The following is a 13462-nucleotide window of genomic DNA, read 5'->3' on the forward strand; positions in this document are numbered from 1 at the left end:
TTTAAATTAGAACGTGTGGCGAATGCCAGTAGCAACGTTTGTTGCTTTGGTTTCGATCGAACCATTGACAGTTTGCGTTTTAGCTTGCATGTAACCAACGTACAGGGTAGTGCGCTTGGACAAGTCGTACGTACCAACTAAGCTGTAGCCGGTGCCCTTGTTGTTGGCGTTGAAGCCTTCGCTCTTGGAGCTGGAGTAACCAGCAGCAACGGTAGCTGCGCCAAACGGTGCGCTAACGCCTACAGAGTACTCTTTGTCTTTCAACGTGTTGTTTTTAGCAGTGTTGTAGCTACCAACAATCTTAGCAACGCCGAGGTCGTACGTAGCACCGATCAAGTTGTACTTGTTCTTGTCCTGAACGTTAGCAACAGCGAGTTGCTTTTCTTCTTGGTATGCGTAACCGACTAACAAAGGACCGTTAGCGTACTTGATGTGCAAGCTGGCGGTATCGGTAGCGCTACCGTTAACGTTGGTAGCAACATTTTTGTTTTCGCCGAAAGCGTAACCAACAGCACCGCTGAAGCCGCTGAAGTTAGGCGATGTGTAGGTTACTGAGTTAGATGTACGCAGTGAGTAGTCAGCAATACCATTACCCCAAACAGCGGAGTTAGTGGCAAAGTTTGAGTCAAACACGTTGTTTGTTGCGCTACGCAGTGTGTCGTAGGCTGTGTAGTTGCGGCCCAGATCGACGGAACCGAAAGCACCAGACAAACCGACGATAGCTAGACGGCTGAACATGTCGCCAGAAACTGCACCCGTGTCAAGAGCAAAACGGCTCTGCAGGTTGAAGTTAGCGCGCAAACCGCCACCCAGATCTTCAGAACCTTTCAGGCCCCAATATGTGGTGTTCAAGTTGCTGCTGTTGATACCGACTTGTTTCTCGCCAACACCGTTAATGGTGGTTTTTGTTTGGCCCAGACCGGCGTCAAGACGGCCGTACAGAGTCACAGAAGATTGAGCCATTGCTGCGCTGGAAGCGGCCAAAACAGCCAAAGCGATGAGGGTTTTTTTCATTGAGAATTCTCCAAGGTTAAACATAGGGCTCCGGCATGGGGAACGAATTTGGCTTTCACCGATACGAAACCCCCAGAGACCCGGGCCAACCCCCTTTCGGGAAGTTGTTGCTATTGCACCAGACACAGCAGGCTTGTGCAAAGAAATCAGCCCAAAAATTTGAAATCCGTTGCAAGTTCACCACAATCTAGGCGTAAATTCGTAGCTCCCACGCAACAACTTCAGTAAATGGGCTGAAGCAAAAGCCGTGACTCTAAAAGCAGAAAAAAGTTTCTTTGCAGCACGGATAAAGAAGAAAACTCAAAGAACTCGTCAATGCAGCGATTGCAACGGCAAGTGAACAACTGTCGTAACAAAGCCACGCTTTATTGAAATAAGGCTTACAGGCCTAAAAAATTGACGCATTTTTTTTAGCCTTTATTGAGAGACCTCAAATAAAGTCATGACAGAAGAGAAACATCATCTTCATACGCATCAGCAACAGATTCACACTCGTTACTCAAGAGGACTAAATCAAGGGTTTCTACCTGTCTCAGAGGCGATACCACTGGTACATCCACTCTTTACGCGCTCAAGCCTCAGCTTTACGCTCTGTACATGTTTGATCAGGAATCGAAACTTGGTTGAACTAACGAATTTACTTACCAATGGAACTCTCATGAAAAAACTGACCCTCGTAGCCGGCGCTGCACTGGCCCTTGTTTCAAATTTAGCTTTGGCCCAGAGCACCGTGACCATCTACGGCATTCTGGATGGTGGTATCAGCAATGTATCGGGACTTAAAAACGGCAATTCAACCGCTATCGTCAGCGGCATCATGGACGGCTCGCGTTTTGGTTTTAAGGGTTCTGAAGATTTGGGTGGCGGTTACAAAACTATCTTCACGTTGGAAAACCGGTTTGAACTTGATACTGGCTCGGTCTCCAATCGTCCGCCGTCAGGCGCTCAATTACCGGATCGCCTGTCGAGCGCAGAGGCCCTTGGTCTGAGTCCTACACCGACCAATGTTGCAACCGTTGCTGCCGTCAGTGCAGGAATAGGCAACACAGTCGGCGTGAATTTGGCGGGTAATCTGTTTGACCGTCAAGCATTTGTTGGACTTGTAACACCCTTTGGCGCCTTCACACTCGGTCGTCAGTACACGCCAGCTTATCTGGTTGGCGCTACATTCGATGCCTCCCAGACCCAATCTAGCTTGGCTGCCGGTCAAGTGGGAAGCTTTCCACCATCTTTCGACATTCGCCTCCCTAACTCACTCCAATACGGCATTAAAGTCGACGGTGTAACCGCCGCTTTGATGTATGCCCCTGGTGAAGTTACCGGCAATAGCTCGGCAAGACGTTTTTACGGTGCAATGGCAATTTATAAGGGCAACGGTTATTCAGCGGGTATTGGCCACAACACCAGAAACAACGAATTTGGACAAAAATCTTTGACCAATACTGTGCTGGGCGCCACCGTTGACGTCGGTCCAGGCACCTTGTACGGTCAGTTCGCAACGATAAAGGATGACAATCCTACCAACTTAAGCTTCATCACGAACACCGACGTGCTGGCTGCGTTTAACAACGCCTTCAAACAAAACGCCAACCTTCTGCACATTGGCTACAAATTCACCAGCGGTGTAAACACCTGGGTTGTGGCTTACAGCAAATACGACGACAAAAAAGCGGCTAACTCCGACACCAGCTCTTACGGCGCGACTTACACCTACGCCTTGTCTAAACGCACCAGCCTCAATGCTGTGCTGGTTCGCTTTGATAACAAAGGCCAGGCTCAGTCAGCACCAGGTCAAGCCGGCTTTCTCGGCGGTGTGACTGCTGCTGCCGGTGTCGGTTCTACTAACGTGGCACTGGGTATTAACCACAAGTTCTAAGTAACTTTGCGGTCTAGCGGCTTTAAAAACTGCTAGATGCGAACAGTCAGCCAAAAGCTCCCATTTATGGGGGCTTTTTTTTGCCCGCTTGCAGATCAAACAAGGGCGATTAAGCTCAACTGATTAGGCAATGCCAACCGCCAAGCCAATAGCAAAGAGAAAACCCATGACAACAGCCCTAGACCAGACTCTGGCAACCCTAGACGGCGCGCTGCGCACCTTGTTTGCTAAACCGCATGCACGCAATGCCTGCCCCACACTGCCGGAGCACAAGACCGAACTCAACGCCGAAGAAAAGGCTTTGGCTGGGGCTCTTATGCGGGTCAACCATGTCGGTGAAGTTTGCGCTCAAGCGCTGTATGCGGCTCAAGCTTTGGGCACAAAAAATCCGGCTTTACGCCAGCACTTCTTAGAAGCCAGCTTGGAAGAAGGCGACCATTTAGCGTGGACCCATCAGCGCCTTCAAGAACTGGGCGCTAGGCCTTCGTTACTCAATCCGCTGTGGTACGCCGGCGCTTTCGGTCTAGGCTTGATTGCTGGCCGGTTGGGCGACAAACGCAGTCTGGGCTTTGTGGTTGAGACAGAAAAACAAGTTGAATCGCACCTAGCCAGCCATTTAGAAAAACTCCCGCGCCATGACCATGCCTCGCGCGCCATCGTTGCTCAAATGAAGGATGACGAGGCTAGGCATGCATTAGAAGCACGCGGTGCGGGCGCGGTGGAATTGCCACTGCCGGTTAAACAGTTAATGGGCCTAGCGTCAAAAGTCATGACGCGCACCGCCCATTACATCTAACCCCGGCTTAAATTCAAGCCTCGACCAACTCGAAACTGGTCGTGATCTCAGCGGTTTTGCCCAGCATGATGGTGGCTGAGCAGTATTTATCGTGACTCATGGCAATCGCGCGTTCAACCGCGCTAGCGACCAAAGCCTTGCCGCTGACGACGAAATGCATATGGATTTTGGTGAACACTTTGGGGTCAACCGTTGCTCGCTCTGAGCTGAGCTTGACCGAACAGCCGCGCACATCATGGCGGCCGCGCTTGAGGATTAACACCACGTCATAAGCAGTGCAACCGCCAGCCCCAGCAAGTACGGTTTCCATGGGGCGGGGTGCAAGATTCGCGCCGCCCATATCGGGTTTATCAGTATCCGGTGCGCCGTCCATGACCAAGGTGTGGCCGCTAGCGGTTTCCGCCACAAAAGTCATTCCCGAGCGTGATCCTGTGGTGGCGCTATTGCCGGTCCAGTTAACGATGCATTCCATAAAACAGATTTCTTCCAAAAAATTTTGATTAATTAGTGCTATTTCAAATAGATTTAAAAATTAGCAGAATAAAACATTGTGCAGTGCAACATAGCGCCGTTATACTCAATCCATCGCAGCAATGTTTTATTAGGCATTCTTGCACCAGTTGTCTCCTCCACCTCCTCAAAGGGTGGATTTACAGACCCAGATCGCAAGATCTGGGTCTTTTTTCTTGGGCGCTGGCTAAACCAAGCTGCATTTTTTCTCCGCGCCTATGATGTGGGCTGAGAAAAATAATGCCATCCAAAACAAAACTCCCCGCTCCCTCGCTGGCAAAGCCAGTCACCCGCCGCAAGACGACTGCGCCCAGCATTAAATCTAGCACTGCGGCAACCGGTTTAACGCCAGCCGATTACCTGAAAAAAATTCTCACCGCACGGGTCTACGACGTGGCGATTGAGTCGGCGCTGGAACCCGCTAAAAACCTTAGCTTACGTTTGAAAAATACCGTGCTTCTCAAGCGCGAAGACCAGCAACCGGTGTTTAGTTTTAAGCTGCGAGGCGCCTACAACAAGATGGCGCACCTCAGCCCAGCCCAGCTCAAAAAAGGCGTGATCTGCGCCTCAGCCGGTAATCACGCGCAAGGCGTAGCCATGAGCGCGCAAAAGCTAGGCACGCATGCCGTGGTGGTCATGCCAACGACTACACCGCAAGTCAAAGTTGATGCCGTCAAAGGCTGGGGCGGCAAGGCCGTCGAGGTAGTTCTGCACGGCGAGAGCTATAGCGACGCCTACCAACACGCCATGCTGTTGGAGAAAAAAGGTGGTCTGAGTTTTGTCCACCCGTTTGATGACCCCGACGTGATTGCCGGCCAAGGCACGATTGCGATGGAGATTTTGCGCCAGCTGCAAAGCTTGGGTTCAACCCGTCTCGACGCAGTGTTTGTCGCCATAGGCGGCGGCGGCTTGATTTCCGGCGTGGCTAACTACATCAAAGCGGTGCGCCCAGAAATTAAAGTCATTGGCGTGCAAATGAATGACTCCAACGCCATGATGCAGTCAATCGACGCGGGTAAGCGTGTGGCGCTGGCAGATGTGGGTCTGTTTTCTGACGGCACTGCCGTCAAGCTAGTGGGTGAGGAAACTTACCGCATCAACCAAGACTTGGTGGATGGCTATATCAGCGTTGATACCGATGCGGTTTGCGCCGCCATCAAAGACGTGTTTGTCGACACCCGCAGCATAGTCGAGCCGTCCGGTGCGCTCGCTGTTGCCGCGATTAAGAAATACGTGGCCGAGCACAAAACCAAGGGCGAAACCTATGCCGCTATTTTGTGCGGCGCCAACATGAACTTCGACCGTCTGCGCTTTGTCGCCGAGCGCGCCGGCGTGGGCGAAGAGCGCGAAGCCTTGTTCGCTGTAACTATCCCTGAAGAGCGCGGCAGCTTTAGGCGCTTTTGCGAACTCATAGGCCAGTTGCCAGGCGGTCCACGCTCGGTGACAGAATTTAACTACCGCATCAGCGACTCGGCTAAAGCCCATGTGTTTGTCGGCTTATCCACTTTTACCAAAGGCGAGAGCGCAAAAATAGCCACCAACTTCAGCCGCCACGGCTTTGACACGCTTGACCTGACCCACGACGAGTTAGCCAAAGAGCATGTCCGCCACATGGTGGGCGGCCACAGCCAGTTGTCTAAAGACGAGCGCTTACTCCGGTTTGTGTTTCCAGAGCGTCCCGGCGCCCTGTTGAAATTTTTATCTGCCATGCAGCCGGGCTGGAACATATCGCTGTTTCACTACCGCAACCAAGGCGCGGACTATGGACGCACCCTCGTCGGCCTACAAGTACCCAAGAACGACAAAGCGGCGTTCAAGTCCTTTTTAGACAACGTCGGTTACCCGCATGTGGAAGAGACCGATAACCCGGTCTACCGCCTGTTTTTGAAAAGCTGAGCAGCATGCCTTTAGACGCCGCAGCGCCGCAAGACATCAATAATGCCGAGTGCCCGCGCTGCGCCGCCGCTCTGCACTGCGGCATACTGGCCGACGCGGCGCGCTGCTGGTGTTTTGATATGCCACATGCGCTTGCCGTGCCCACGTCAGATGCGGTGCTATCCCAAGATCAAAATCCCGCCTGTCTGTGCCCGGCTTGCCTTACGCTAGCCATCGCTACAGCTAAGCAAAAAGACTAATCACCCACAGCAAGGCAAACACCCATGGCAGTTAATCTAGACGGACAACTGGTGGTGGCGATTTCATCGCGTGCGCTGTTTGACTTGGAAGAAGAAAACCAGGTTTTCGAACAAAGCGATGACCGCGCCTATATGCAGTTGCAGCTCGACCGACTGGATCAAACCGCCAAGCCTGGCGTGGCTTTTTCGTTGATTAAAAAACTACTCGCCTTTAACGAAACGGGTAGCCAACGGGTAGAAGTCGTCATCGTTTCGCGCAACGATCCAGTCTCAGGCCTGCGCGTTTTTCGCTCGGTACAAAGTCACGCTTTAAGCGTGGCGCGCGGCGTTTTTACACGCGGGCGTGAACCCTGGCGTTACCTCACACCGCTGCGGGCGAATTTATTTTTATCCGCCAACCCAGACGACGTTAAAGCCGCATTACTTAAAGGCTTTCCAGCCGCCACCGTGGCCACGCATTCAGCCCGCGCACGCGATAACTATCCGCAAGAAGTGCGCATCGCGTTTGACGGCGATGCAGTTCTTTTCTCTGACGAAGCCGAGCAGATTTTTCAACGCCAAGGTCTGCCCGCGTTTCAACAACACGAAACAGACAAAGCCGTGCTACCGCTGCCAGACGGCCCCTTCAAGCCCCTGCTAAAAGCCTTGCACCAATTGCAACAAGCCGGCACAACGCGCATGCGGATTCGCACAGCGCTGGTGACGGCCCGCAGCGCACCGGCTCACGAAAGAGCCATACGTACACTTATGAATTGGAACATCGCGGTTGACGAAGCCATGTTCTTAGGCGGCTTAGCCAAGGGCGCATTTCTACGTGAATTTGAACCGGATTTTTTCTTTGATGACCAAACCGGTCACGTCAACTCAGCGGCCGAGCACGTACCGTCTGGCCATGTGCACAGCGGTGTTTCTAACGACTAATTAAAAACGGCTGCGCAAGGGCAGATAATTCACGCCGGTGGCTGAGTCACGCATGCAGAAAAAGCCCAACAACTCTACTGCTCTAATGCTCTACTGCTCTACTGCTCTACTGCTCGTTTTATTAGTTCACCTTTCCAGCCTCATCTCAGCGCATTTCAAAACCAGTCGCGCTCGCTTGCATCTTGCAGCTAGCGCACCTCCAAAGGATGACGGCCCATGTCTTTGCTCAGCAAGCTTTCTAGTTTTCGAATTTTTTGTACGCGTGTCTGGGCATTAGCTGCGCCCTACTTTCGCTCTGAGGACAAATGGAAAGCACGCGGCTTGCTGCTCAGCATAGTGCTGCTCAACTTGGGCACGGTCTTCATGGCGGTGCAGTTCAACGACTGGTATCGCTTGTTTTACGATGCACTAGAGAAAAAAGACCAAGCCGTCTTTTGGCAGCAACTGACTCGCTTTAGCTACTTGGCCGTGATCGCCATCATCATCGTGGTGTATAAGTTTTATCTGACGCAGCTGCTCGAACTGCGCTGGCGCTCTTGGATGACGCGTCACTACCTGACGCGCTGGCTTGCCGGTCAGGTCTTCTACAAACTAGAGCTGGCCCGCTTTGATGAGCCGGCAGCGGCGCTGACAGAAGACACAAAACCTATCAGCCAAGCGAACCAAGCCAGCCCCGACAACCCAGATCAGCGCATACAAGAAGACCTCAACAGCTTCACCACCGAGACGATTAACCTGAGCATGGGTCTACTCAATGCTGTGGTCACATTGGTCAGTTTTGTTGGCATTTTATGGGGCTTGTCTGGCGCGTTTAGTTTTAGTCTGGGCGGCGCTAGCTACACCATACCCGGCTTTATGGTGTGGGCCGCAGTGGCTTATTGCGCCGTCGGCAGTTTGCTGACCCACTACATTGGCCGACGTCAGATTAATCTGCAATTCATGCAGCAACGCTATGAGGCTAACTTTCGCCACCACATGGTCAGAGTGCGTGAGTACAGCGAATCGATTGCCTTAGACCGCGGTGAGACGGTCGAAAAAAATCATTTAGACGGTCGCTTTAGCAGCGTGTTGACTAACTATTTAAAACTCATACGCGCGCAAAAAAGCCTGATTTGGTTCACCAGTTTTTTTGGTCAGGCAGCGGTGATTTTCCCCTTCATAGTGGCGGCGCCACGCTTTTTCAGCGGCGCGATACAGCTCGGTCAACTGATACAAATCTCATCGGCTTTTGGCAAAGTCCAAGAATCATTGAGTTGGTTTGTTGACAGCTACAGCGGCTTGGCATCATGGCGCGCCACCACCGATCGCTTGACCAGTTTCGAGGACAACATACTGCGGGTAGACCGACAAACCCAGGCGCAAAAAGCACTCAGCGCCGCGTCAGATAGCAGCACTGCTAGCCAAGCTGACGCACTCATCACCGAGAATTTAAATGTGCAACTGCCTAACGGCAACAGCCTTCTTAACGCGCTCTCGTTAAAAGCGGTGTCGGGCGATCAGATATTAATCAGTGGCCCATCGGGCAGCGGCAAGTCCAGCTTGTTTCGCACACTCGCCGGCATCTGGCCCTATGCCAGTGGCCCTACTCAGTTGCCAGCGCAGACTATGTTTATTCCACAGCGGCCCTACTTTCCCGATCGCTTGTTGCGCGAAGCCTTGGCCTACCCGGAGCCGGCTGCACAGTACAGTGATGCGGAGCTGAAAAAAGCCCTGACAGACAGCTTGTTGCCGCAGTTGCAGGACAGCCTTGACCGACAAGATGCGTGGAGCCGCACATTGTCGGGCGGCGAGCAGCAACGCTTAGCGATTGCCCGCGTTTTACTGAAAAAGCCGCGCTGGATTTTTGCCGATGAAGCCACCTCAGCGCTAGACGAAGACGCCGAAAAAACGCTATACGCATTGCTGCAAGCGCAGGTCTTAAAAGCCGGTGGCGGCATGTTGTCGATTGCGCACCGGCCTAGCGTGGCAGCGTTTCACAACCGGCGTTGGACGTTAAAGGCCGGGCCTGCCGGCGCGCTCGCCGCTTGGACGCTAGAGCAAGGGCCTAGAACCTAAGCGACGACAAGTTCAGTGGCCAAAACACCAATCGCTTGGCGTATGTTTGCGCCGTCTGATTCCAAAGGTAATACCAATAAGAATTCAGCAGGCGGCCAAAATGACAAAAATTGCCTGACAATGAATTCATGCCAGAGCAAATAAAACCCGGCTCACCCGCAGTGCCGCCAGACCTGTCCGCCTGGGCACCTATCAAAGTGCCTATTTTTCGCATGCTCTGGAGCACCTGGCTGGTGGCCAACATTTGCATGTGGATGAACGATGTAGCGGCAGCTTGGATGATGACATCCATGACCACCTCACCGCTGTGGGTGGCGCTGGTACAAACCGCCTCCACGCTGCCGGTATTTTTGCTCGGTCTGCCGAGTGGCGCGCTGGCGGATATTTTGGACCGTAGGCGCTACTTCATCGTCACGCAATTTTGGATTGCCATTGTCGCTACGCTGATGTGCATTACCGTTGTCTCTGGCATCATGACGCCGCCGCTGCTACTGGCTCTAACCTTTGCCAATGGGATCGGTCTGGCTATGCGCTGGCCAGTGTTCTCCGCCATAGTGCCCGAGCTGGTGCAACGCGCGCAGCTGCCAGCGGCGCTGGCGCTCAACGGCATCGCGATGAATGCCTCCCGCATCGTCGGTCCGCTAGTGGCCGGCGCGCTGATTGCCAGTGCCGGTACCGAGTACGTGTTTGTGCTCAACGCCGTGCTGTCTGTGATCTCAGGTTTTGTGATCATGCGCTGGCGCCGCGAACAGGCTATCAGTCCGCTGGGCCGGGAACGTCTGCTCAGCGCCATACGGGTTGGCGTGCAATATGTGCGGCAGTCGAGCCGACTTCGCTCTGTGCTGCTGCGGGTAAGCATATTTTTTCTGCATTCAACCGCGTTGCTGGCATTGCTGCCGTTGGTGGCGCGCCAACTCAAGGGCGGCGGCGCTGCAACCTTCACATTACTACTCGCGTCTATGGGCGCAGGCGCCATAGTCGCTGCGCTGAATCTGCCCAAACTCCGCCGCATCATGACGAGTGAGGCGCTGGTCATGCGTTCGGTGCTGCTTCAATCGGCCTCCGGTGCGGTGATGGCAATTGCACCTAACGCGTGGGTTGCAGTACCGGCCATGGCGATTAATGGCGCAGCCTGGATTTGCTGCGCCAACTCTTTATCAGTCTCGGCCCAAATGTCGCTGCCGGACTGGGTCAGGGCGCGCGGCATCTCTACTTTTCAGATGGCCATCATGGGCGCGAGTGCGCTGGGCGCAGCGCTATGGGGGCAGATTGCAACGCTGAGCAGCGTCTCTACCGGCCTCTTAATAGCTGCAGTCAGTGGCGTGATCTGTATGCGCTTAGCGCAGCACTTTGTGCGCGATAAAAGCGTGGAAGAAGACCTCACACCATCGCGCGAATTCAAAGTCCCCGTAGCCGATGTGCCGCCAGGCAGCGGCCATATGGTGGTGAGTATTGAGTATTTAATTGACCCCTTACGCAGCGACGAATTTCGCGCCTTGATGCAAGAAAGCCGGCGCTCGCGTCTGAGCCAAGGCGCGCTGGACTGGGCGCTGCTGCGTGATGTTTCGCGCAGCGGCCACTATGTGGAGCAAATCATCGAGGAATCCTGGACCGAACATTTGCGCCGCTTCGACCGCGTTACTGCCAGCGATGTGGCACTCAGAGAGCGCAAGCTAGCGTTTCACCTAGGGGCAGACATGCCGCTGGTGACGCGCTGTGTGGTTGAGGGGGCTTGGCGGATTTAATCCGTATTGGGTTTTCCCTTCTAAGCTTTAAAAGGAAATTAAAAAACTTATTTCAGTTTAAGAAGTTTGCTTAAGAATTACCGGCCATCAATCCCCACACCTGACCGCAACAGCCGCGGCCAGCGCATGAAATATTTCCTTGCGTACTAAATGGAAGCGATTGACTTGACAACGTTCCAAAAAAGTAGAAAAGTTGCCCCGACTTTTTTGGGGATTTAAGCCATGAGCGAAATAGTCATTTACGAAGCCGCCGATGGTGGGCAAGTTACCGTTCGACTAGATAGCGATAGTCTTTGGTTAAGCCAAGAACATATCGCTGACTTATTTAAACGAGAGCGCTCTGTTATTACCAAACATTTGCGCAATATCTTCAAAGAGGGTGAACTACTTGAAGAAAGCAATGTGCAAAATTTGCACATTCCAGGCTCGGACAAACCAGTCAAGTTCTATAACCTTGACGCGATTATTTCGGTCGGATACCGAGTCAACTCCAAACGCGGCACTCAATTTCGCCAATGGGCAAACAGTGTTTTACGGACGCATTTACTAAAGGGTTGGACGCTCGATCGGCTTAGGTTCGAGCACAACGCCGCTGAACTAGATGCGGCATTAACGCTGGTCAGGAGAGCTGCGCAATCACCGAGTCTTGTGGCGGATACCGGCCGAGGATTAGTCGAGATAGTCAGCCGCTACACCCAAACCTTCTTATTGCTACAACGCTACGATCAAGGCTTATTGACGGATATTTGCGGGACGGCAGGCGGCGTTACTGCTTCGCTTGAGGCAGTCAGGCACGCTATCGCTGGCTTAAAAACCGAACTCATTTGCCGCGGCGAAGCGAGTGAATTATTCGGTCTTGAGCGCGGCAATGCCGTCGCCGCAATCATCGGCGCTCTGAATCAAACCGTAGGCGGTCAGCCTGCCTATCCGACGGTTGAGTGCAAGGCGGCGCATCTGCTGTATTTCATCATCAAAGATCATCCGTTTGTTGATGGCAACAAACGCAGCGGCGCCTATCTATTCGTTGAATTTCTCAATCGCAACAATGCACTGATGCGAAACGATCAGCTTGTGATTAGTGATATCGCACTTGCAGCATTAGCGCTACTGGTCGCCGAATCAGCACCAGCACAAAAAGAAACGCTGATCCGCTTGATTGAAAACATGCTCTGCGGTGTGCGTTAAAAACAAGGCGGAGCCTGCCCGGCATTGACAAATAAAAGGCGTTTGACTCAAGCTTGCGCAAGAAAACTTTAGCTATAAATGCGGCTCAGATGCTCGGCGAGCACTTGGGCTGCGCGCTTTAAATCTACAGTTATTCCACCTTGATATTGCCCTCACGAATCACCTGCGACCACTTGCCATACTCCGCCGCAATCGCACGACTCGCTACCTGCGGCGTGGTGTAGGTAGCGACTGCGCCTTGGGCTAACAAGGACGCAACGACTTCAGGCTCCTGCAAAATTTTCTTCAGTGCGCTACTGAGACGATTGACGATCTCATCGCTGGTTCCTGCTGGCGCCAATATGCCAAACATGGAGCTGACCTCAAAGCCGCTCAGGCCAGCTTGAGCCGCAGTTGGCACTCCCGGTAAGGACGCGACTGGCGAGGCGGTGGTTGTGGCCAATGCGCGCACCGTACCGGCTTTGACAAAAGCTTGGGCAGCCGGCGCAGTTTCAATCATGGCTTGCACTTGACCGGCCATTAAATCTGTCATCGCCGGGCCACTGCCTCGGTAAGGTACATGCAAAACTTCAACCCCAGCCATGCGCTTAAACATCTCGCTGGCCAGATGCTGGGGCGAGCCATTACCGGCAGAAGCAAACGCCAACTTGCCGGGGTTGGCTTTGGCTAAGGCAATTAATTCAGACAGCGTATTGGCCTTGACGGCTGGATTGACCACAAACACCAACGGAACCGTGCCGACGATAGAAATCGGGGCAAAACTTTTCTTGATGTCGAATGTGACCTGCTGCGGCATCAGCGCAGCGTTAATCGAGTGACTGGTTAACGCGCCCATGAGCAACGTATAGCCGTCCGGCACTGCGGCCGCTACAACGCCAGCGCCCAAGCTGCCACCAGCGCCGGCGCGGTTCTCCACAATCACTTGCTGTCCTAGCGAGAGGGAAAGCTTTTGCGCCAGCACCCGGCCAATCACATCCGTCGCACCACCCGGCGGATAGGGCACGACTAGCTTGACGACTCGGCTCGGATAGGTCTGCGCCAAGGCAGTAGTAAGCAGACAAGACAGTGACAGCGCAGCCAGTGTTGAAAGCAATACACGGCGCTGGCCGCTGATTTTTTTAAACGCAATTTTCATGAATGTCTCCCCAATAGTTTTAAAAACGGCGGCACATCGCTGGCGCCTACCGGCTGAGTTTTAGGTCTTGAGACTTGAGATTCAAGCCCT

At 53.3% G+C, this 13462-nt stretch carries 11 protein-coding genes; 8 read left to right on the forward strand and 3 right to left on the reverse strand.

The features are described 5' to 3' along the window. Window positions 1–6: 6 nt before the first annotated feature. Window positions 7–1014, reverse strand: coding sequence for a porin (locus tag HC248_RS14615; protein WP_168923117.1), 1008 nt, complete (start codon window positions 1012–1014; stop codon window positions 7–9). 658 nt (window positions 1015–1672) lie between these two features. On the opposite strand from HC248_RS14615, the gene HC248_RS14620 reads away from it, so the two are divergent. Both HC248_RS14620 and coq7 read left to right on the forward strand, forming a co-directional pair. Beyond that, complete coding sequence (locus HC248_RS14620; RefSeq protein WP_168923118.1) at window positions 1673–2890, forward strand: porin; 1218 nt, start codon at window positions 1673–1675, stop codon at window positions 2888–2890. A gap of 166 nt (window positions 2891–3056) precedes the next feature. Beyond that, window positions 3057–3686, forward strand: a complete 630-nt coding sequence (gene coq7, locus HC248_RS14625; RefSeq protein ID WP_168923119.1) for a 2-polyprenyl-3-methyl-6-methoxy-1,4-benzoquinone monooxygenase — start codon at window positions 3057–3059, stop codon at window positions 3684–3686. Window positions 3687–3699: 13 nt separating this feature from the next. Here coq7 and HC248_RS14630 read toward each other — a convergent pair whose 3' ends face one another. Continuing rightward, on the reverse strand, window positions 3700–4158 hold the full coding sequence (locus HC248_RS14630) for an OsmC family protein (RefSeq protein WP_168923120.1): 459 nt from the start codon (window positions 4156–4158) through the stop codon (window positions 3700–3702). 278 nt (window positions 4159–4436) lie between these two features. Here HC248_RS14630 and ilvA point away from each other — a divergent pair, with 278 nt between their 5' ends. The 6 genes from ilvA to HC248_RS14660 all read left to right on the forward strand — a co-directional run bounded on the left by ilvA (window position 4437) and on the right by HC248_RS14660 (window position 12237). Continuing rightward, on the forward strand, window positions 4437–6092 hold the full coding sequence (gene ilvA / locus HC248_RS14635) for a threonine ammonia-lyase, biosynthetic (RefSeq protein ID WP_168923121.1): 1656 nt from the start codon (window positions 4437–4439) through the stop codon (window positions 6090–6092). 5 nt (window positions 6093–6097) lie between these two features. Next, window positions 6098–6331: a cysteine-rich CWC family protein gene (locus tag HC248_RS14640; protein ID WP_168923122.1), complete on the forward strand. Its 234-nt coding sequence runs from the start codon at window positions 6098–6100 to the stop codon at window positions 6329–6331. Between the two features lie 24 nt (window positions 6332–6355). Further along, a complete protein-coding gene (locus tag HC248_RS14645) occupies window positions 6356–7252 on the forward strand; it encodes a 5'-nucleotidase (protein ID WP_168923123.1) in 897 nt (298 codons plus the stop codon). A 216-nt stretch (window positions 7253–7468) separates the two neighbouring features. Further along, window positions 7469–9307: an ABC transporter ATP-binding protein/permease gene (locus HC248_RS14650; RefSeq protein ID WP_168923124.1), complete on the forward strand. Its 1839-nt coding sequence runs from the start codon at window positions 7469–7471 to the stop codon at window positions 9305–9307. Between the two features lie 128 nt (window positions 9308–9435). Continuing rightward, complete coding sequence (locus HC248_RS14655) at window positions 9436–11052, forward strand: MFS transporter (RefSeq protein WP_168923125.1); 1617 nt, start codon at window positions 9436–9438, stop codon at window positions 11050–11052. 222 nt (window positions 11053–11274) lie between these two features. Next, window positions 11275–12237, forward strand: coding sequence for a virulence RhuM family protein/type II toxin-antitoxin system death-on-curing family toxin (locus tag HC248_RS14660; RefSeq protein WP_168923126.1), 963 nt, complete (start codon window positions 11275–11277; stop codon window positions 12235–12237). Window positions 12238–12367: 130 nt separating this feature from the next. On the opposite strand, the gene HC248_RS14665 is transcribed toward HC248_RS14660, so the two are convergent. After that, a complete protein-coding gene (locus HC248_RS14665; protein WP_168923127.1) occupies window positions 12368–13372 on the reverse strand; it encodes a tripartite tricarboxylate transporter substrate binding protein in 1005 nt (334 codons plus the stop codon). Between the last annotated feature and the right edge of the window lie 90 nt (window positions 13373–13462).

The sequence above is a fragment of the Polaromonas vacuolata genome (assembly GCF_012584515.1).
GTDB lineage: Bacteria > Pseudomonadota > Gammaproteobacteria > Burkholderiales > Burkholderiaceae_C > Polaromonas > Polaromonas vacuolata.